This is a genomic window from Marinobacter salexigens, from assembly GCF_018860765.1.
Lineage (GTDB): Bacteria > Pseudomonadota > Gammaproteobacteria > Pseudomonadales > Oleiphilaceae > Marinobacter > Marinobacter salexigens_A.
The window spans coordinates 357,393-377,851 of sequence record NZ_JAHKPV010000021.1 but is presented as its reverse complement, the minus strand read 5'-3'; the positions used below and the strand labels follow the sequence as shown (position 1 = coordinate 377,851).

19 protein-coding genes are annotated in these 20,459 nt (G+C 51.0%); 11 read left to right on the top strand and 8 right to left on the bottom strand.

Going from position 1 to position 20,459, the window contains the following annotated elements; translation table 11 throughout:
- Nucleotides 1-33: 33 nt before the first annotated feature.
- Nucleotides 34-324, bottom strand: coding sequence for an antibiotic biosynthesis monooxygenase family protein (locus KO508_RS15395; RefSeq protein WP_200361145.1), 291 nt, complete (start codon nucleotides 322-324; stop codon nucleotides 34-36).
- An 85-nt stretch (nucleotides 325-409) separates the two neighbouring features.
- Between KO508_RS15395 and tusA the strand changes: the two genes are divergently transcribed.
- Nucleotides 410-649, top strand: coding sequence for a sulfurtransferase TusA (tusA, locus tag KO508_RS15390; RefSeq protein ID WP_216009179.1), 240 nt, complete (start codon nucleotides 410-412; stop codon nucleotides 647-649).
- Between the two features lie 34 nt (nucleotides 650-683).
- Here the strand turns inward: tusA and dsbD are convergent, their stop codons facing one another.
- Nucleotides 684-2,588, bottom strand: coding sequence for a protein-disulfide reductase DsbD (gene dsbD / locus KO508_RS15385; RefSeq protein WP_216009178.1), 1,905 nt, complete (start codon nucleotides 2,586-2,588; stop codon nucleotides 684-686).
- Between the two features lie 159 nt (nucleotides 2,589-2,747).
- Here dsbD and KO508_RS15380 point away from each other — a divergent pair, with 159 nt between their 5' ends.
- Genes KO508_RS15380 through pdxB form a run of 3 tightly spaced genes read left to right on the top strand, consistent with a single transcriptional unit; the run spans nucleotide 2,748 to nucleotide 5,800 of the window.
- A complete protein-coding gene (locus KO508_RS15380; RefSeq protein WP_216009785.1) occupies nucleotides 2,748-3,329 on the top strand; it encodes an elongation factor P hydroxylase in 582 nt (193 codons plus the stop codon).
- Between the two features lie 6 nt (nucleotides 3,330-3,335).
- The gene (locus KO508_RS15375; RefSeq protein WP_216009177.1) at nucleotides 3,336-4,625 is read left to right on the top strand and encodes a DEAD/DEAH box helicase; all 1,290 of its coding nucleotides are present in this window, start codon (nucleotides 3,336-3,338) and stop codon (nucleotides 4,623-4,625) included.
- A gap of 17 nt (nucleotides 4,626-4,642) precedes the next feature.
- Nucleotides 4,643-5,800, top strand: coding sequence for a 4-phosphoerythronate dehydrogenase PdxB (gene pdxB, locus KO508_RS15370; RefSeq protein WP_216009176.1), 1,158 nt, complete (start codon nucleotides 4,643-4,645; stop codon nucleotides 5,798-5,800).
- Nucleotides 5,801-5,868: 68 nt separating this feature from the next.
- On the opposite strand, the gene KO508_RS15365 is transcribed toward pdxB, so the two are convergent.
- Nucleotides 5,869-6,330 carry a hypothetical protein gene (locus KO508_RS15365; protein WP_216009175.1) on the bottom strand — a complete coding sequence of 154 codons (462 nt, stop codon included), beginning with the start codon at nucleotides 6,328-6,330 and terminating at the stop codon, nucleotides 5,869-5,871.
- Nucleotides 6,331-6,372: 42 nt separating this feature from the next.
- Complete coding sequence (locus KO508_RS15360; protein ID WP_216009174.1) at nucleotides 6,373-7,587, bottom strand: pyridoxal phosphate-dependent aminotransferase; 1,215 nt, start codon at nucleotides 7,585-7,587, stop codon at nucleotides 6,373-6,375.
- Between the two features lie 355 nt (nucleotides 7,588-7,942).
- Here KO508_RS15360 and KO508_RS15355 point away from each other — a divergent pair, with 355 nt between their 5' ends.
- A complete protein-coding gene (locus tag KO508_RS15355; protein WP_216009173.1) occupies nucleotides 7,943-8,527 on the top strand; it encodes a glycoside hydrolase family protein in 585 nt (194 codons plus the stop codon).
- Nucleotides 8,528-8,676: 149 nt separating this feature from the next.
- Nucleotides 8,677-9,303, top strand: a complete 627-nt coding sequence (locus tag KO508_RS15350) for a hypothetical protein (RefSeq protein WP_216009172.1) — start codon at nucleotides 8,677-8,679, stop codon at nucleotides 9,301-9,303.
- 41 nt (nucleotides 9,304-9,344) lie between these two features.
- Here the strand turns inward: KO508_RS15350 and KO508_RS15345 are convergent, their stop codons facing one another.
- Nucleotides 9,345-10,148 carry a GntR family transcriptional regulator gene (locus tag KO508_RS15345; RefSeq protein WP_252738156.1) on the bottom strand — a complete coding sequence of 268 codons (804 nt, stop codon included), beginning with the start codon at nucleotides 10,146-10,148 and terminating at the stop codon, nucleotides 9,345-9,347.
- A gap of 218 nt (nucleotides 10,149-10,366) precedes the next feature.
- Between KO508_RS15345 and lldD the strand changes: the two genes are divergently transcribed.
- The 4 genes from lldD (at nucleotide 10,367) to KO508_RS15325 (ending at nucleotide 15,441) form a co-directional block, all read left to right on the top strand.
- Complete coding sequence (lldD, locus tag KO508_RS15340; protein ID WP_216009170.1) at nucleotides 10,367-11,503, top strand: FMN-dependent L-lactate dehydrogenase LldD; 1,137 nt, start codon at nucleotides 10,367-10,369, stop codon at nucleotides 11,501-11,503.
- 21 nt (nucleotides 11,504-11,524) lie between these two features.
- Entirely contained in the window at nucleotides 11,525-14,332 is a 2,808-nt protein-coding gene (locus KO508_RS15335; protein ID WP_216009169.1) for an FAD-binding and (Fe-S)-binding domain-containing protein, read from the top strand.
- 149 nt (nucleotides 14,333-14,481) lie between these two features.
- Nucleotides 14,482-14,967, top strand: a complete 486-nt coding sequence (locus tag KO508_RS15330) for a glutathione peroxidase (protein WP_216009168.1) — start codon at nucleotides 14,482-14,484, stop codon at nucleotides 14,965-14,967.
- 9 nt (nucleotides 14,968-14,976) lie between these two features.
- Nucleotides 14,977-15,441, top strand: coding sequence for a MarR family winged helix-turn-helix transcriptional regulator (locus KO508_RS15325; RefSeq protein ID WP_216009167.1), 465 nt, complete (start codon nucleotides 14,977-14,979; stop codon nucleotides 15,439-15,441).
- Here the strand turns inward: KO508_RS15325 and KO508_RS15320 are convergent.
- A complete protein-coding gene (locus KO508_RS15320; protein WP_354668058.1) occupies nucleotides 15,404-17,407 on the bottom strand; it encodes an ATP-binding protein in 2,004 nt (667 codons plus the stop codon). The two genes, KO508_RS15325 and KO508_RS15320, sit on opposite strands and share 38 nt — an antisense overlap.
- A gap of 52 nt (nucleotides 17,408-17,459) precedes the next feature.
- Nucleotides 17,460-18,230, bottom strand: a complete 771-nt coding sequence (locus tag KO508_RS15315; RefSeq protein ID WP_216009166.1) for a hypothetical protein — start codon at nucleotides 18,228-18,230, stop codon at nucleotides 17,460-17,462.
- Between the two features lie 244 nt (nucleotides 18,231-18,474).
- On the opposite strand from KO508_RS15315, the gene KO508_RS15310 reads away from it, so the two are divergent.
- The gene (locus tag KO508_RS15310) at nucleotides 18,475-19,485 is read left to right on the top strand and encodes a LysR family transcriptional regulator (RefSeq protein ID WP_216009165.1); all 1,011 of its coding nucleotides are present in this window, start codon (nucleotides 18,475-18,477) and stop codon (nucleotides 19,483-19,485) included.
- On the opposite strand, the gene KO508_RS15305 is transcribed toward KO508_RS15310, so the two are convergent.
- Complete coding sequence (locus tag KO508_RS15305) at nucleotides 19,482-20,456, bottom strand: GNAT family N-acetyltransferase (RefSeq protein WP_216009164.1); 975 nt, start codon at nucleotides 20,454-20,456, stop codon at nucleotides 19,482-19,484. The genes KO508_RS15310 and KO508_RS15305 overlap by 4 nt on opposite strands.
- Nucleotides 20,457-20,459 lie beyond the last annotated feature (3 nt).

The window sequence follows — 20,459 nt, the reverse complement described above, 5'->3', positions numbered from 1 at the left end:
TATGCGAACTATCACAGCCATTCGCTTCGAAGGTCAAACGCCGCTTTGTGCAAGTACTGTTATGGCTTCATCTTTATCCATCATGGGAATCAGCTCTGCCATCAGATCGCGTCTATCGTTAGACTGGTACCAGCGATTCCAGTCCGCTTCTGAACGCCAGTTGGCCAAAGTAATCCTGTGATTAGGGTCGTTGCTGTCGACCAGTGTTTCTCCAGAAATGAACCCCGGTGCAGCAACAGCGCGCTGCAAAACCTTGCGGGAACGTTCCTCATAAGCTGTTTCAAGTGACTCGGCAATATGGCGTTCAATCAGAACCCGGATCATGCAAACCTCCAGATGTTTTAAGGGTATAAACAGTAATTTAGCACGTATTTCTAAAAAATCAGGTCATGCAGAATAGGAGTTTTTTGTGAGCACTACCGATTATGACGCCGAGCTTGATGCCTGTGGGCTGTATTGTCCGGAGCCAGTAATGATGCTGCATAGCCGCATCAGTGATGTGGCGCCCGGGAAAATACTGCGGGTGATTGCGACAGACCCCTCAACCACGCGGGATATTCCCAGATTTTGCCAATTTTTGGGGCATGAGTTGGTCAGCCACGTCGAGCAGGGTGATCAGTTCATATATCTTATACGTCGCGGAGAGTAAACACGTTTTACGGTTCTGCCTCGTGTTTATGCCGTCAGATGGACGGCATAAGGCCGTTTACATGGTCCATAAACTGGTTGCGATTCATTTCGCCCAAAACTCGCTGTTGTGTCATCTCCTCTCCACTGCTGTTGTAGAATAGAATGGCGGGGGGGCCGAACAAGCCTAGTTCATCGAGCATTGCCTGCTGCGCGGGTGTATTGTCGGTCATATCAATTTGTATCAGAGTGAAGGGGCTGAGTAAGGCGGCCACGTCGGCTTTGCTGAACACGTTGCGCTCCATGACTTTGCAGGAAATGCACCAATCTGCGTAGAAATCCAGCATTACCGGGCGGCCCTCTTCACGGGCTTTCAAGAGCATATCTTTAATATCGGAAGGTGCCTCCACCCGGTTGAATCCTCCGTGGTCATCGCCATACCCGGCTTGACTCACTTGGATGCCAGAGGAGCTTGCCTTGGCGACGAAAGGATCCAGCGGCGCGAGTGGATCATTTGCACCGGCAACGGCTCCTGCCAGCAATGCTAGGCCATAGGCAAAAAAGATCAGTCCCAGACCTTTGCGAGTTCGCTCCCAGCCCGCTTTTGCTGCGTCGAAAGCGCCCAGTTGTACGCCAGTGATGGCAATCAGTACACCCCAAAGTGTAAGCCCAACCCAGCCTGGCACCAGACGCTCAACCAGCCATATAGCAACGGCAATCAGCATTACTCCGTAGAAATGCTTGACCGTGGTCATCCAGTGCCCTGTGGTTGGCAGAAGCTTGCGCCCACCTACAGCGACCAGAATAAGAGGGACGCCCATGCCCAGACCAAGGGCAAAGAGTGCTATGCCTCCGATGAACGCATCCTGTGTTGTGGATATGTAGAGAAGGCTGCCAGCAAGCGGGGCAGATACGCAGGGAGATACAACCAGAGCGGAAAGGGCGCCTATGCCAAACACGCTGATAACACGGCCGCCGGTTAGTCGTTGGCTTGCGTCATTCAGGGGCTCTCGGATAAACCGCGGAAGCTGTATTTCGAACAAATCGAACATAGACAGCGCAAACACCACAAACATCAGCGCAAATACGCTCAGAACCCAAGGAGATTGAAGCTGTGCTTGCAGGTTGAAGCTAGCCCCCAAAAGCCCGGTAAGAACGCCAGCCGCCGCATAGGTAAGTGCCATGCCCAAAACATAGCTGCTGGCAAGCAACAGTGCTTGCCCGGTGGTTTTGGTGTTCTGGTTGGACACCAATGACGAAATAATCGGAACCATTGGCAGCACGCAGGGGGTGAAAGTCAGGCCTAAGCCCAACAGCAGGAAGAGGCCAGCAATCATCAAAGTTGACTGCTCAGCCAGAAACCCCGCAAGCCCGGTGGCAGAGCTGGTGTCTATCTTGGGGGAGGTGCCCGTCAACCCTGAATCGGCGCTTTCCGGTGACTGTGCGCCGGGCCCTGAGTTCTGGCTTTGGTAAAACAATACCTCGCGGGTCTGCGGCGGGTAGCAAAGGCCCGCTTCGGCACAGCCTTGGTAGGTGACTTCAAAACGGGCTTCCCGTGTATTGTCCGGAAGAGTTACCGGAACACGGGCTTCAATAGGGTCGAAAAAGACACTGGTTTTACCGAAGTACTCGTCTTCGATCTCAGTGCCCGGGCTGGAATAGATGGGTACGCCAGCACTGGCGCCCTCATCTAACGCCTTAATACTGATGCGGTCTCGGTATAAATAGTGTTTGGGTGCTATGTCCCAGAATAAGACGATCGCATCGTCATCTGTGGTGTGGCTGAAAGGAAGAGCCTTGTCTACAGGGAAAAACTGGCTGGTCTGGCCACCAAAAAGAGAGTTGCTGCTGCCAACAGCCCAGGATGGGGTTGCAGTGATTATCAGCAGCACAAGAATAAACAGGCTTGCCAGAGAGATGTTGTGGCGAGCGTTGCCGGATGCGATGGATAGGGCTGTCATTGAGTACACAGTTTCCCGGTAAATGTCTTGGTAGAGAAAGGGCTCGATCATACAAAGTATGTCGGGCCCCCGATAGATGCTGGCGAGTGAGTGGACACAGTGGCCCCTAGAAAGTTCCCTCTGGCATTGGGCGCGTTAAAGTCGCACAATAGCTTCCCAATGAATCACAGTCCCAACGATCTTATCATGTTGTTTAATGGCCTGTTCCGGGAAGCATTTCGGACAATGTTGGTCAAAGGCGGCAAAGAACCTGAATACCTGCCGGCAGGCGGTGCTGATGACGTTGCGCAGGTTGTTTTTGCCCACGGCTATTATTCCAGCGCGCTTCATGAAATCAGCCATTGGTGCATTGCAGGTGAGCATCGGCGCACACTCCACGATTACGGTTATTGGTACTGTCCTGATGGCCGAACATCTGCGCAACAAAAGGCTTTTGAGCAGGTTGAAGTAAAGCCGCAAGCGATTGAATGGCTGTTCTCCGTGGCTGCAGGCTCACGCTTTCATATTAGCGTAGACAACCTCTCCGGAGGCGGCGCATCTGATGAGCACGGCTTTCGGTGCAGTGTGCTGGCGCAGGCGGAGGATTATCTGTGTGACGGCCTTCCAGAGCGGGCGCAGGCCTTTTTTGATACGCTTAAATCGTTTTACGGGACTGGCGCAAGCTTCAGTAAAGCTTGGCGCGAAGACGCTAGGCGCGTGGTTCCGTTATTCTTTGCAAAAGAACATTATGAGGCAAACTGAGACTCCATGACATCTGACCCAAAGCACACCGGCGATCTAAGATTCACTGACCTGAATCTGGACAAGCGCCTATTGGACGCCATTGCTGCCATTGGTTTTGAATACTGCACACCAATACAGGCTGAAACCTTGCCCTGGACGCTGGCATGTGAAGACTTGATTGGCCAGGCCCAGACAGGTACCGGCAAAACCGCCGCTTTCCTTATTACCGCTATTCAGAGCTTGTTGGAGACTCCTATACCGGAGGGAGACCGGTTTGCGTCGGAACCTCGTGTGCTTGCGTTGGCGCCAACCCGTGAATTGGCCATGCAAATAGCCAAGGATGCGGAAGAACTATGCAAGCACACCGGCCATAACGTCGTTACTGTTGTGGGCGGAATGCACTACGACAAGCAGCGGGAACAGCTGCACAACGGAATCGTTGATATTCTGGTGGCCACCCCGGGCCGTTTGATTGATTTTCTCGGCTCTCAGGATGTGTTTCTCGATCAGCTCGACATCCTCATTCTGGATGAGGCGGATCGGATGCTGGATATGGGCTTTATACCAGACGTTAAGCGCATTATCCGCAAGTGCACACCCAAAGATGAGCGCCAGACGCTGCTATTCAGTGCTACGTTCAATCAAGACGTTCTGAACCTTGCGTCGATGTGGACCAGTAATGCCGAGTTTGTGGAAATTGAGCCGGAACAGAAAACCGCTGAACGGGTCGAGCAAACGGTTTACATGGTCGGTGATGACGAAAAGTTGCCAGTGCTCGTAAACTATCTCAAGCGTCCTGAGGTTGAAAAAGCGTTGGTGTTCGCCAATCGCCGTGATCAGTGCAGGGATCTTGAAGAGGATTTGCGCAACCAAGGCGTTAAAGTTGCACTTATGTCTGGAGAGATTGCTCAGGCAAAGCGCCTGAAAACGCTTGATCAGTTCAAAGCGGGCAGCATTCAGGTGCTGGTGGCTACGGATGTTGCTGGGCGCGGAATCCATGTGAATGGCGTTACCCATGTATTCAATTATAACCTACCAGATAGCGCTGAAGATTACGTGCATCGAATCGGGCGTACCGGTCGGGCTGGCAAAACTGGCGTGTCAGTCAGTTTTGCGGGTGAGGATGATTCCTTCGGCCTTCCGGCCATCGAGAAATATATCGGCCAGAAACTGAAAACAACCGTGCCCGAAGAAGAGTTGATGGCTGAAATGCCTAACCCGCCGATTACCCGTAAGCGTGGCCGTCGTCCGTCGCAAGGAGCGGGTGGCCGGAGTCCGGGCGGTCGCAGTGGCCCACGTCCACGCAGGAACTGATAGGGCGGAGCTTTCGCATGTTGATTGTCGCAGATGAGAACATTCCACTTTTAGACGCATTTTTCGGTGACATAGGTGAAATCCGCCGCGTCTCCGGGCGTACTATGAGTTCCGATGATGTTAAAGATGCTGATGTGCTGCTGGTTCGGTCCGTCACTCGGGTGGGCAGCGATCTGCTTGAAGGCAGCCGGGTGCGCTTTGTCGGCACCGCGACCATAGGAACCGACCATGTAGATCTTGGTTGGCTTGAGGAAAAGGGTATTCGGTTTTCTGCCGCGCCAGGATGTAATGCCAATAGCGTTGTGGATTATGTTCTTGCGGTTTTGTCTTTGTATGCAGAGCGCCGCGCATTGGACGACTGGTCACAGCTCAGCGTTGGCATTGTCGGCGTAGGTAATGTTGGGGGTGAGCTTGCAGAAAAGCTGTTCCGCCTAGGCTTTACCGTCAAACTTTGCGACCCTCCAAGGGCCGATCGTGAACCTGAGAGCGAAAATAAGTTTGTCGGTTTGGATGAGGCGTTGGCTTGCGATGTTGTTTCCCTGCACACCCCACTGACCCGTGACTCGGCTTATCAAACCTATCATATGGTCGGTGAACAGCAACTTGCCGGGATGAACTCGGAACAGCTTCTTATTAATTCCGGGCGTGGCGAGGTGATTGACAGTGCTGCACTTGGGAAGTGTCTGGCGGGTGCAAACGCACCCTTGGTCGCTCTCGATGTTTGGGAGCAGGAGCCAAGGATAAACCCGGATCTGGTGAGTAAAGTTTGGTTGGCCACGCCCCACATTGCCGGTTATAGCTTAGAGGGCAAGGTGCAAGGAACAGAGATGATTTATCAGGCTGCATGCCAGTTTCTCGGCCTACCAACGCGAAAAAAGGCTGGGCAGTTTCTTCCCGAACCGGCGCTAAGCAAAGTGTCTTTCACGAGCGCTGCCGACGAACATGCGGCAGTCCGAATTGCATTGAGAGCCTGTTATGACCCGCGTCAGGATGATGCGCGCTTGCGCAATGCAATGAAGAAACCCTCAGTTGATGACCGTGGCAAGGCTTTTGATAGTCTGCGTCGCGACTACCCTGTGCGGCGGGAGTGCTCAAGCTTAAAAGTGCAGCTCAAAGGTACGAGCAAATCCTTGCAGGACAGCTTTCGTGCTATCGGTTTTAAGCTGAAAATATAATTGGTTGCTGTGAATGGACGGGGCTTTAAGCCCCCGTTTTGCTTTTATAAGGCATTGACTTGCCAAGTTTACTTGCTGGCGAAGAGAGTCGCACGAACAGCATGACCAATGCGCAGGGAGTGGCGACTTTTAAGTGCAGTTCGCACCAGATGAATGTGACTTGAGATATCTTCCCTTAAAGACGGCGGCAAAGGCTCTACAGCGAGGTCATCCGGGTGGCTCAGCTCTTGAACGAGCGCGTCGGGCGCAGGCGAGCTGAGGCGTATGAAGGCCTCTTGAGTAAGCACTGCTTGATCAAGGGCCTCTTGCCGGATGGTGTCAACGTATCGGAGAAACCCTTCTTCTGCCAGCCATAACAGTGTGCCAAAGCAGGCCATATGGCGCTTGCTGTGTAAGCCAAACTCATCCGGCTCGTCTGGGCCAGCGATATCCTCTACGAACAAATTTACCCGTCGCGGAAAAGCTCCGTAAAGTTGAACCAGAGCTATGGCTGCATCTTTGTAAAACTCTTCAATGTGGATGTCGGCCATGAGCGAATCCGTCCTGCCTGTGCATTTTATTGTCGGTGCGCTTCACTGTTGGTAGTTAGCCAAAAAATTGCCAAGTCTTCCCATTGCGTCTTCAAGGGTATCTTTGCGGGGCAGGAAGACAACTCGAAGGTGTTGTTTGTCATCAATGTTGAAGGCGGAGCCTTGTACCAGAAGGATTTTCTCCTGCAATAGTAAATCTAGAACCAGCTTTTCGTCATTTGCGACCGGGAATTTTTTCGGGTCCAGTCTGGGGAACAGGTACAGAGCGCCCTGAGGCTTCACACAGCTAACCCCGGGAATATCATTGAGCATTCGCCAGGCGGTTTCCCGCTGTTCATAAAGCCTGCCTTCAGGGGCCACCAAATCGTTAATCGATTGGTAGCCGCCCAGCGCTGTTTGTATCGCCAGTTGCGCTGGAACGTTGGCACACAGGCGCATGTTCGAAAGCATGTCTATGCCTTCAATCAGATCTTTAGCCCGGTGTTTTGCGCCGCTAATAATCATCCAGCCGGAACGATAGCCTGCAGCCCGATAATTCTTTGACAGCCCGTTGTAGGTGAAAAACAGCACATCGTCGGCCAGCGATGCTGTGGAGACGTGCTGGGTGCCGTCATATAAAATTTTGTCGTAAATCTCGTCAGATAGAACGATCAGATTGTGCTTGCGAGCTAACTCAATAACCTGTTCAAGAAGCTCTTGGCTATAAACCGCGCCTGTAGGGTTGTTGGGGTTGATCAGTACAATGGCGCGGGTGCGACGCGTGATTTTTTTACGGATATCATCAATGTCTGGAAACCAGTTCTGCTCTTCGTCGCAGCGATAGTGCACGGGCTTACCGCTAGAGAGTGTTACAGCGGCTGTCCAGAGAGGGTAATCCGGGGCTGGTATAAGTACTTCGTCGCCGGTATTGAGCATGGCTTGCATCGACATCACGATCAGTTCGCTGACGCCGTTGCCCAGAAAGATATCGTCGATATCGACCTTGTCGATACCTCTCTGCTGGCAGTAATGCATCACTGCTTTGCGGGCCGAAAACAGGCCCTTAGACTCCACATAGCCCTGCGCCTGATGCATGTTATAGATGACATCCTGCTGAATTTCCTCAGGAACGTCCAGCTCAAACGCTGCAGGGTTGCCGATGTTGAGTTTAAGTACCCGGTGGCCTTCTTCTTCCAGCCGACGCGCTTCACGCATCACTACGCCACGTATTTCGTAACACACGTTATCCAGCTTGGCGGATTTGTAGTAGTTCTGCATAAGACCCGGGCTTCCTCAGTCAGTAAACGTAAAACAGGCACCTGCAATTCAGGCAAGCGACTATTCTAGCGGAGGCGAGGGCTACGGCAATAGGGTAATTGTGATGAATTATGGCAAGTTCTCTGAGCATTTAGCTACGCTGTGTCCAAAATTAAGACAGTTGACAGGCACTACCGCTATTACTGATGATTGCGGCTGGTAGTGACATCGGACTGTCATATCTCGATTTCAACACAAGGAAAGTGTCGTGACTGCAGTAGCAACCCAACCTTACCTCGTTGTCGAATTTAGTGACGCTCAGCCTCTGTCTCTCTGCTTTAGTTCATCTCCCAACACGATCAAGTAGGATTTATATATGGCGTCTGCAATAGAGAAGGCTACTCTGCGAGCAAAAATGGAAAAATACGAAGGTAAAGTTAGCCATATGTATCTTGACTCAAAAGGTTTTGTCACAGTGGGAGTTGGGCATTTGCTCAAGGATCTCGCAAGCGCGCAAAAGTTGAATTTCAAAAATGGTAATGTTAGGGCATCTAAAGATGAGGTTAGAACTGACTACGAGACAGTAAAAAAACAATCAAAGAATCGATTAGCCTCTTTTTATAAAAAATATACAAGTCTCCAAATTTCCTCATTCGATATAGACTTACTAACAAATAATCATATAGATAGTTTCGAAATTGAGTTGAAAAGACTTTTTTCTGATTTTTCAAAATACCCAAGTGAAGTAAGGCTTGCATTGTTTGATATAATATTCAACGTTGGAATGACTGATCTAAGAAGTAATTGGCCAAAATTTACAAAAGCTGTGAAGGCGAAAGATTGGGCAGTAGCTGCAAAAGAATCAAATCGAAAATACCCTATATCAGCAGAAAGGAATAAATACGTGAGAGGGTTATTCGAGAGCGCTGCAAAGAACGCAAAGTTATCGTTAAAACCATAAATCCCGGTGGACCTATGAACCTATCATTGCTAATTTGCGCTCGAATCTCAGTTGTTTTTATGACATGCATGGTGTTTTTTGGTTGTGCTGTTCGTGAGTCAAATGGAGTTAAGGGGAATACTCCAGTTAGTTGGAGTCCGGCGTTTACCATGCCAGAACTTGTTGATCCTTCGTATGATTCTATAACTGATATTCGCAATTTTCCGGATCTGATCAGCACTCCGTGGTATGCCAGTGTCGGTGTCAAGAGTAAAAAAGGAGAGAAGGTGTTTTTGTCATCTTGTGAGGATTTATTTAACGAGTATGGGCCGAAGACTCAAACGATAAAAGATAATGAAATGACCGCCTATCTTGAGTTGAAGGTTATGTGTGAGGCGACACGGTTATTTATTAATGCAGACTCCGCAAAGTATAGTTTTATTCCGGATATTATTCTTGATGAATTTTTGCCGAATGTTTGGCCAAAGGAAATCGCTCTGACGATATCTACTCTGGAATCAAAAAGAATTAGTGATAATTCTAATTTTAGGACGTGGGGTGATGTTATGCCCATTGATAGATTTGAAAAGGAGTCAGAGGAAAAGGCTACTTATTTTAATGATGAAGGATTTAAAGAGGTTGATGTTTTAGGGAATGGAGATTTCAATGGTGACGATATCAGCGATATTATTGTGGTTGTGCGTGATCATGTGACCGGTGGGGATTATTTTAATATGCGACTATTTGTTTTATCGGTAAACCGAAAAGGCGATTGGGAGCTTATTGAGAGTTTTTAAACTGTTAGATTTTGAGTGCGCTTCTTTGGCGAAGCGCCTTGCTATTTCTTGAGTGGTGATTGCCCTTTAGCGAATTCATCCAGAAAGCGATGGCGCTCCGCTCGGGCTGTTCTGGTTTCTGCTTCAAGGCTGTGTGCCAATACTTCCTGTACATAGCTAATGTGCTCACCGGCGATGCGTCGAGCTTCGTCGGGTTGGTTTTCCATGATCGCGGTAAACAGCTCAAAGTGCTGATTCACCAGCCGTTCGCGCGCTTCATCCCGTAATTGATACATGCCGCCAATATTGGTGGCCACATTACGTTTAAGCGTATCGAGTAGTCCGCGCATGGTGTGGAGTAGAACCATGTTGTGACTGGCTTCCGCGATGGCCATGTGAAACCGGGCGTCTGCGGCGCTTTCTTTGGCGCGTGCCTCGCTGGAGTGGGGGCTTGCGCTATAGCAGGCATGAAGGTCGTCAAAGGCTGCTTGCAGATGTTGGCGATCAAGATCAGTCGCACGCAAGGCGGCGTAGTATGCGCAATCCGCTTCCAGTGTATGTCGAAACTCAAGCAAGTCTTTGTGCACTTCCGGGCTGTTTTCCATCAGGGTCAGTAATGGATCGCTGAAACTGGAACCGAGTTTTTCGCTGACGAAATTACCGCCGCCTTGGCGGCTCACCAGAAGACCTTTTGCCACAAGCTTTTGAACGCCTTCCCTTAATGAAGGGCGTGATACGCCAAACTGATCAGCCAACACCCGCTCCGGGGGCAGGCGTTCGCCGGGTTTTAGGGCTCCCTCCAGAATCATGGTCTCCAACCGTTCGACGATGGTGTCTGACAGTCTGCGCTGTTGAATTAGTGACATTATCACCTACCTTGATTTTGGTAAGACCAAAAATCTTTTGGACTTAATTTTGGGGCTGTAGCTTTAATGCGCCAGCATCACACTATAGACCAATGATAAGTCGGTTTTGTTTGACATAGTGCTTGATTGTTTTTTAACCTATAAACATTGATTTGTAAATTGGTATTACCAATTTTCTTTTCGCAGTGCTGGTTCGCATCAACGAAAGAGAGCGCCTGATGATTATCTCTGCTTCCACTGATTACCGTGCCGCGGCCAAACGCAGGCTGCCGTCCTTTCTGTTTCATTACATCGACGGCGGGTCCTATAGCGAACACACGCTTAAACGCAACGTTGAGGACTTGTCGGGGATTGCTCTGCGTCAACGGGTCCTGAATGACATGACCGAGCTAGACCTGACCACTGAGCTTTTCGACGAGACACTGTCTATGCCGGTGGCTTTGTCTCCGGTGGGTCTGACAGGCATGTATGCTCGGCGCGGAGAGGTTCTGGCTGCCCGTGCTGCCGCTAACTTGGGTGTGCCGTTCACCATGTCGACGGTTTCGGTGTGTCCGATTGAAGAGGTAGCCCCAGCCATCAGTCGGCCCATGTGGTTTCAGCTGTATGTTTTGAAAGACCGGGGCTTTATGCGCAATGCCCTGGAGCGGGCTAAAGCTGCCGGTGTAACAACCTTGGTGTTTACTGTGGATATGCCGGTGCCGGGCGCTCGTTATCGGGATGCTCACTCCGGCATGAGTGGGCCTTATGCAGCGCCTCGGCGCATATTGCAAGCAATGACCCATCCTCATTGGGCGCTGAACGTAGGTTTGCTTGGTAAGCCTCATGATCTAGGCAACATTTCCGCCTATCGGGGCAACCCGACGGGCCTTGAGGACTACATTGGCTGGCTGGGAGATAACTTCGATCCGTCCATCTGCTGGAAAGATCTTGAATGGATTCGCGAATTCTGGGATGGGCCTATGGTTATCAAAGGCATATTGGATCCTGACGACGCCCGCGATGCACGCAGCTTTGGCGCAGATGGCGTTATTGTATCGAATCATGGTGGTCGCCAGCTTGACGGCGCACTTTCTACTTGCCGCGCACTGCCCGCGATAGCAGATGCAGTAAAAGGTGATATGAAGATATTGGTCGACTCCGGTATCCGAACGGGGTTGGATGTACTGCGAATGCTCGCCTTGGGCGCTGACTGCACTATGCTAGGACGCGCCTATATTTATGCGCTGGCTGCCGATGGTGAAGCGGGCGTTACCAATCTGCTGAAGCTGATTGAAAACGAAATGCGCGTTGCCATGGTGCTAACTGGAGCGCGCACTATTGCTGATGCAAGCTCTGAGTTGTTGGTTCAGTCATAGATGAGTGACCAGAGGGTTGTTATGAGCTTGTCAGCCGATTTTGTGAGTGCAGTAAATCAAATAATTCCTCCGGCGCGCCGTTTTGATGACCCGTTATCGACATTGGCGTTCGGAACGGACGCTAGTTTCTACCGTTTGATACCGAAACTGGTCGTGCGAGTAAACGCAGAACACGAGGTTGTCGCGCTATTGCGGTTGGCTGGCGAACATGGAGTGCCCGTGACTTTTCGTGCTGCAGGCACCAGTCTTTCGGGCCAAGCCATTAGCGATTCGCTACTGATTGTATTGGGTGACGGCTGGAGCCAGCGGGATGTTTTGGGTAATGGTTCGCGCATTCGCCTTCAGCCCGGCGTTATTGGTGCTCAAGCCAATGCCGCGCTGGCACCCTTGGGGCGCAAAATTGGCCCAGACCCTGCGTCGATCAATGCGTGTAAAATTGGCGGTATTGTCGCTAACAATGCCAGTGGAATGTGCTGTGGCACCGCCCAAAATAGCTACCAAACCCTCCATGCTATGCGTCTGGTGCTTGCAGATGGCAAGGTGCTAGACAGTGAAAACCCCGACAGCGTGGCAGATTTCCGCAGTAGTCACCGTGAATTGCTGGCTCAGTTGGAACAGTTGGGTCGTGACACTCGAGCCAACAGTCCGTTAGCTGAGCGTATTCGCCATAAATACCGGATGAAAAACACTACCGGTCTGTCACTGAACGCCCTGATAGACTTTGACGACCCGCTGGATATTCTGCTCCACCTGATGGTGGGCTCCGAGGGTACTTTGGGCTTCATTAGCTCGGTCACTTACAACACAGTGCCAGAATACCCCTACAAAGCTACCGCCTTGGTGGTGTTCGAAAGTGTAGAAGAATGTTGCCGTGCTGTGCCGCTACTGAAGCAACAGCCGGTAGATGCGGTAGAGCTTCTGGACCGGCGAAGCATGCGCGCCGTGGAAAATCAGGATGGCCTACCGGAGTGGGTAAAAGCGCTTTCGCAGGGTGCTTGTGCCTTGCTGATTGAAACCCGCGCCGCCAGTCAGTTGATACTGCACGAACAGATCGAGCGGGTGCGCTCGATATTGGTACCTTTCTCGGTGGAAAAGCAGGTGGCGTTCACCGAAGATGCAACGCTATCGAACAAACTCTGGGCCATTCGCAAAGGTACGTTTCCCGCTGTTGGCGCGGTGCGCCCTAATGGCACCACGGTAATCATCGAAGATGTTACTTTTCCCATTCCTCGGTTGGCCGAAGGTGTTAAACGGCTGACCAAGCTGTTTGAAAAACACGATTACCATGAAGCGATCCTGTTCGGGCATGCTCTGGAAGGTAACCTGCATTTTGTATTTACCCAGAGCTTTGAAGATCCTACTCAAGTGGCCCGTTACGAAGCATTTATGGGTGAAGTTGCTCAAATGGTGGCCGTGGAGTTTGGTGGCTCGTTAAAAGCGGAGCACGGAACCGGGCGGAATATGGCGCCGTTTGTGGAGCTGGAGTGGGGCAGTGATGCTTATCAACTGATGTGGAAAATAAAGCGCCTGCTGGACCCAAAGGGTATTCTTAATCCGGATGTGGTGCTGTCGAAGGATCCCGATATTCATTTGAAGAATCTTAAACCGCTACCGGTGGCCAACGAGATTATCGACAAATGCATAGAGTGTGGCTTTTGTGAACCAGTATGCCCATCTCATGGCTTAAGCTTGAGCCCACGTCAACGCATAGTGATTTGGCGGGACATTCAGGCTAAAAAGCGAATGGGCGTAGATACGCGGGAGTTGGAAAAAGCCTACCAGTATCAGGGCATAGACACCTGTGCCGCCACTGGTCTGTGTGCCCAGCGCTGCCCGGTTGGCATTAATACCGGTGATTTGGTACGTGAACTGCGTGCCGATCAGGCGCATGCTCATCGGCGCGCAGACTGGCTAGCAGAGCATTTCTCCAGTGCGCTAAAAGGGGTTCGGTTGGTTCTCGCTGCAGCGGATAACGCAAACCGCCTCTTGGGCGCACCGCGTTTGCAACGCTGGACCGAAACCAGCAAAAAACTCAGCGGTGGTCGCATTCCGTCTTGGAACCCAGCTATGCCGCAACCGGTAAGGTGGGTGGAAAGCACAAAACTGCCGGCCGATACGACACGCCCTCGCGTGGTATATCTGCCGTCCTGCGCTTCCCACACCATGGGGCCGTCACGTTCCGACAGCGAGCAAGTTCCATTGCTGGCGAAAACCCGTCAGCTGTTGGAAAAAGCTGGCTACGAGGTGGTGTTTCCAGACGCTATGGACTCGCTGTGCTGCGGCCAGCCTTTTGCCTCTAAAGGTTACCCACAACAAGCGGACCTTAAGCGGACTGAAATGCTGGCAGCGGTGAAGCGGGCCAGTCGTGATGGATTGGACCCAATCTACTGCGATACCAGCCCCTGTGCACTGAGATTGCTGCAAGAGCAGAATCACGGCCTGAATATATACGACCCGGTGCGTTTTATTCGCAGCCATCTGTTCGACCGACTTGAATTCACACCGCAGACTGAATCGGTCGTGGTGCATGTTACCTGCAGCACTCAACACTTGGGCGAAGGGCAGGCGCTCATAGATATTGCACGTAAGTGCAGCACTAACGTGGTGGTTCCGGAGGATATTCACTGCTGTGGCTTTGCCGGCGACAAGGGTTTCACTCTACCAGAACTAAACGATCATGCACTGCGCTCTCTAAAACCAGCGGCTCAGCACTGCACAGAAGGGATCTCAACCAGCCGAACCTGTGAAATTGGTTTGAGCAGTCACAGTGGCGTGGATTATCACAGCTTGGTGTATTTGGTTGACCGAGTAACGCACCCGAGTTCTTAGTGATATTGAATCTGCCCTGATCCAAAAATCGGTTGCGTGGCTAATCCCAACCCGATAATCTCTAGTTACATTGTGCACGATGTAAATGTGCAAAATTTAAAATCCGCCTGTTAGTTACAGGTGGTTATAGTTTTGTTGAGGAGAAGCGTGTGGCTGCAGATTCAATTTATGACTTTACCGTTCAAGATATTAAGGGTAACGAAAAAGCGATGGCAGAGTATCAGGGGCAGGTTCTCTTGATTGTGAATACAGCCAGCAAGTGCGGTTTAACGCCGCAATTCGAAGGCTTGCAGTCGTTGCACAAAGAACTTGGTGCCAAGGGTTTGGAAGTGCTTGGGTTTCCCTGCAACCAGTTCCTGAACCAGGATCCTGCCGATGATAAAGCCATCAGTGAATTCTGTAGTTTGAACTATGGCGTGGACTTTCCGATGTTCTCGAAAGTTGATGTCAATGGGCCGGATGCTCACCCTCTCTTCCGGTTTTTGAAAGCCGAAGCGAAAGGGCTCCTCGGGTCTGAGAAAGTAAAATGGAACTTTACGAAATTTCTAGTAAGCCGTGATGGTAAAGTTGTGCGTCGCTATCCGCCCACCACTAAGCCTGAAGATATCAAAGCAGATATCGAAAAGCTTTTGTAGGGCACAGTTTTGGACGATCTACTCGCATTGGATAACCAGATCTGTTTCAGCTTATATGCCGTTAACCGGGCTGTTACTTCGCGCTATCGCTCGCTGCTCGCCGAGTTGGATCTGACATATCCACAATACCTAGTGATGCTTGTGTTGTGGGAGCGCGCCCGGTCAGATCAGCCTACCCGGGTTTCAGATCTTGGAGCGAGGTTGAGGCTTGATTCAGGCACGCTTACGCCCCTATTGAAACGCTTGGCTCAGCGCGGCCTGATTAGCAGGGTCCGCAGTCTGGTTGACGAACGTGTGGTGACCATATCGCTGACTGAAGAGGGCGTCGATCTCAGGGAATTGGCTATACAGGTACCGCAAAAATTGCTATGTGGTTTGGATGTTGCGCCAGAGCGCTTGCTTGCCCTAAGAAATGAACTGAAGGCGGTGCTAAAGGCTATGGAGATTCAAGGGGAGAAGGTGCCCAACGGGTAATCGCCTCGGATAACTGGGTTCGGTTGTAAGGCTTGGTGATATAATCGTTCATGCCGCAAGCAAAGCAGTCAGCCCGGTCTCCTTGCATCACGTTCGCTGTAACGGCAATGATTGGAAGATTCTTCCACTCAGGATGTTTGCGAATGCTGCGAGTGGTTTCGTAACCGTCCATCACCGGCATTTGGCAGTCCATGAGAACCAGATCGAAATGCTCTTGCTCAAGGGCTTTGATCGCCACTATGCCGTTCTCTGCAATCTCTACTTGGTGCCCCATCTTTTTCAGTAGTGTACAGGCGACCATCTGATTCACTTCGTTGTCTTCAACCAGAAGTATTCGGAGAGAGTCCTGCGCTGGCTCTGAGCCTTCGGGTACCTTGGGCCGCTCGGGCAGCCTGTGGGAGTGGTCTGAGCGCTGATGGCTGTGAACCGGTAATGGCAGAGTGACGGTGAAGCGGGTTCCCTGATGTTCCTTCGAATCGACCTTGATTTCACCCTGCATGCGCTCAACCAGTTGACGACAAAGCGTCAGGCCCAGCCCGGTGCCGCCATACAGGCGTGTGGTTTGCGTGTCAGCCTGTGAAAAGGGTGAAAAGATCTTGCGCAAGCCTTCCTTACTCATACCTATACCGGTATCGCTTACTTTGATTGTTACAACACCCACGGAATACTCCGCCGTGATGCGCACACTGCCGGAGTTGGTAAACTTGACGGCATTGCTTAGTAGGTTATTTAAAATCTGACGAATGCGTGTTGGATCACCTAAAAAATGTTCCGGAAATTCAGGGGCGGTCTCTGCGATTAGTTCAATGCCTTTCTTGCGCGCTTGATGGGTATGCAAAGTCGAGCACTCCTCAATCAAGCCTTGTAAATCGAAGGGAATGTTTTCTAGATTGAGCTTTCCGGCCTCAACCTTGGAGATATCCAGAATATCATTGAGTATGCCGAGCAGGCTTTCACCTGCTGACAAGGCGATTTCAAGGCGTTGGCGTTTGGATTCATCCTGCTCCGCTTCCACTGCAAGCCCAAGCATGCCCAGAACACCATTTAGTGGAGTGCGTATTTCATGGCTCATACTGGCCAGAAAGTTCGCCCTGGCTCTGGCTCTGCGCATGGCATCTTCTTTGGCTTTTACCAGCGCTCGGTTGCCGCGCTGCAATGCCTGATTCTTTTCGGATATTTCACGGGTTCGGCTCTCGACTTCGTGCTCCAGCTCGCTTGAATAGTTTTTCATGGCACTTTCCGCCATGCGGAGCTGGGCTAAAGTGAAGTCTATGGTTTCCAGATGCTGGTTAATAATCCCTACCATAGTGCCTATTTCATCGTGCTGATGGCTTGAGGGAACAGGTAAACGGATTTTTTCTGGTGACCGGGTATTAACCTCACTTAGGGCGCTAATAACGCTGAGCATAGGTCGCGTTAGTATTAGATAGAAAATTCCAAGCAGCGATGCCGAGAGAATCAGGCTTTTCAGGAGCCCGCTAATCAACGTGTAACTGGAGCGTTCCAAAAATTGCAGGCCGTAGTGGTAGGTGTCGACGGTTACTACAAGTTGGCCCAGAGGTAGGTTGTTAAGCTGGGAAACCTGCAGCTCACGGCTGAACACTCGGCTTTCGCCAAACAGTTCGTCGCTTATCCAACGATAGGGCGATACAGGACTACTTTCGCTCGCGGCCGCCATAGTGCTACCGTCGCTATCAACAATTCTGGCATCAACAGTTGCAGGGTGTCTTAGGAGACCGTCAAGCAGTTCCTCAGCCAAACGTACGTCGATATTGTAGGCAATCTGAGAGGCAGGGCTGTGACTAATCTCAATCAGCGCCTGAACCTCCTCATTCATGGATTTTTGGGCGGCAAAGTAGTCCAGAGTGATTTGCACAATATTTAAGATAAGACCCAGCACCATAGCGATAAGGACTGTATCGCGAGTGAGTCGGTAGGAAAGGCGGTGTTTGAAGCCTTGGGTCACGGGTGTCACTGTACCTGTACTCGGGAGTGATTAAGCTGCCCGGTTTAACCTATCAGTCGTAGTCGGCCTTTTTCTTCCACTCTTCATCATGAAGAAAGTTGTCCCATTGTTTGTCGAGTTGCGATTCGGAATCCGCAGGCTTGGTATCTTTACCTTCCAAGCTCATGGCCTCGAGTTCCTTGATGCGGATGCGGAAGCTTTTTACGGCTTTCATGGCAAGTGGGTTATCCCGGGATTTCCCCATTTCTGTGCTGGCCAGATGATAGGCGTGTATGGCTTTGCGTGTCTGATTTTGTCGGATATGCTCCCGCGCTTGAAAGACGTGTAGATCCGCGTGGGTTTTGTGCACCAGAAACAAAACATACTTCAGGTTTTTTTTTGCGGTTGCACCATCTATGCGGCCACTCTTATGCATGGCCTCGATCATCTTGAACAGGTTTTGCAGTAATTCTTTAACGTAGTTCGACTTCTCCGCCGAATCGATCTTTACCGGGCGTACCTCGTCCCGATTTTCCCGAACTAGTGTTTTTCTTTGTACGGCGGCCTCGCGCCATTGTTCAACGGGCAAGCCGGATTTAAGCCCCACAAGATCGTTGCAGATGTCTTCCATACGCTTTAGCAATAACAGCTTCAGGTCGGGTGTCAGGTATTGCCCGGGGATTTCAGACAGCAGGCGATCGCAGCGTTTATAGCTGTCTCCAAGAGCTGTGATTTTGCGAGCACGCTCAATACGGGCTTTTTCACGCATTTGGCTGACCATAATAACGATAATTGAGGCCGCGACGATGACCGCCAAAGCAATAACAAGTGTGATGGTATTCATTCGTTGTGTAATGACTCCGGCTTTTGGGCAAGTCATGCCTGCTAAAGAATTCTGACCCGAATTGCCGATATTTCTAGCAACTATCAGAAAGATTAGCAGATATTCAGAGTTGAATCCGAAATCAAATGTGAAAGTTCGTTTTGTTATTTATTTCATGAATTTTTGGTTTTCTGTATATTAAATCGATGAATGGTATACGGGTTTTGCGCCGAGTCATTGGCTTTCGTTGTGCACTGGAGTTTTTATGAACCTTTCACGTATTGATCTCAATCTGCTTGTTTATCTTGATGTTTTACTGCGAGAGCGCAACGTAACCAAAGCCGCCAACCACCTCGGCATCACCCAGCCGGCCATGAGCAATAGCTTGCGCCGTTTACGGGACTTATTCGGTGACCCTTTATTGGTCAGAACAAGCGAAGGCATGACGGCTACCGAACGCGCTCAGGAATTGCAGCCGTTGGTGAGAGCTATTCTTTCAGATATTGAGCAAGCAGTTCAGGAGAAAACGCCGTTTGCGGCATTGGAAAGCCAGCGGGTGTTCCGCATTATGGCCAGTGATTATGCTGAATCCTGCCTAATGCCACGGGTGTTACGGCGTATCCGGCAGGAGGCGCCCCACGTAACGCTAGACGTTTTGACTCCGAGTGATGTGAGCTTTTTGGATGTGGAGCAGGGGCGTCTGGATATGGCGATCAACCGTTTCGATAAAATCCCTCAGTCCTTTCATCAAAAAACTCTGTGGATTGAGTATTTTGCCTGCCTGTTGAACGCCCGCAATCCAATACTCAGAGAGCCGTTCACCTTAGATACCTATTTGGATGCAAGCCATATATGGGTTAGTAAAACCGGTTTTGGTGTTGGTGTTGGGGTAAACCCGAAAGACGTGCAGCGGCTTGGTTGGGTTGATGAAGCTTTGTCCCGCATGGGTAGCAAACGCCAGATTTCAGTATTCACCCGGCATTACCAGTCGGCTATGCTTTTGGCTGAACAGCACGATCTAATCGCCACGTTGCCGTCCAGAGCAGCGTGGTTGCAAAAAGATAATGCAAATCTTGTGGTGAAGATTCCACCCTTCGAGATTCCACCTTTTGAGCTGAAAATGGCTTGGAGCCCGCTGCTACAGCACAACGCGGATCATCAGTGGTTGCGACGGTTAATTTCAGATGTGGCGGAAGAGGTGGATGAGGAATTCGCGCCCTTTGGCGCTCGCTTCGAGTCCATTGATGCAAGCAATGCTGCTTCAGGCGCCCATTAAATCGGTAGCTCGCGCAGCTCAAGGGAGCTGCGCGCTGTGTCCCACATACGCTGGAAATTCTCGGAAAGCAGCTTAACCCGTCCGCCGTCAGCAAAGCCCGCAAACCCTGATGGCTGGGTAAAATCGTGCCGATATATGATGCCTTCGCGATCTGCGAGGATAAATGGCTGGTCTTCGTGGGGATAGTCATTGTTGACCAGCTTCAACTCAATGCGGCTGGGTAGCCTGCGCATTAATTCGACCAATTGATGGCGCCGCTTTACAAGCGGTTGGTCATCGTGTATTAACAGCCGAATTTCGCTGAGCCTGTGGTGACGCGCAAGGCCAGAAACCAGCTCTCGGAACCTATGGCGATCGTAAAGGTCGTGATCCAGTATGCGGTCATACAGCCACAGCCGTTGGCTTGCTTGCCCCACCATAGAATCCATTAGGTCAATAAGATGGCTTTCGCTATCGAAGAGCCAAGATTCTGTATCTGCACCAAGCAAAAGAGGCGTTGGCCGCCCGGAATGGGGCTGCGCTTGCGCTGCAAGAAGAGTTGGAGCAAAACAGCGCATATCCAGATGGGGTATGCCCGCATCGTCGTAAGGCCCGGAACACACATGGAAACCAGCGCGCTGGTAGAACGGAATAGCGTGTTGTTGAGCTGAGAGTTTCAGCTCCTGATACTGCCCGGCGGATTCCATGATCAGGTGCTGGAGCAAGGCCTCACCAATACCTCGGCCGCGGAATTCCGGCAATATAGCCATTCGACCGATGTGTCCGGTTTCGTTCAGCGTCGAGAACATTCTGGCGACGCCAGCGGGCGTATTGTCAGGCAGCACCGCGAGAAAATGATCGGCAATTTCGTCGGTATCGTCCCACTCAAGCTCAGGCGGTACCTTTTGCTCTTCAACAAAAACCTTTTGGCGGATGCTCCTGATGTGTCCCGGCGCGAGCTGCCAGCTGTATTTGCGAATTCGTATGGTCATGGC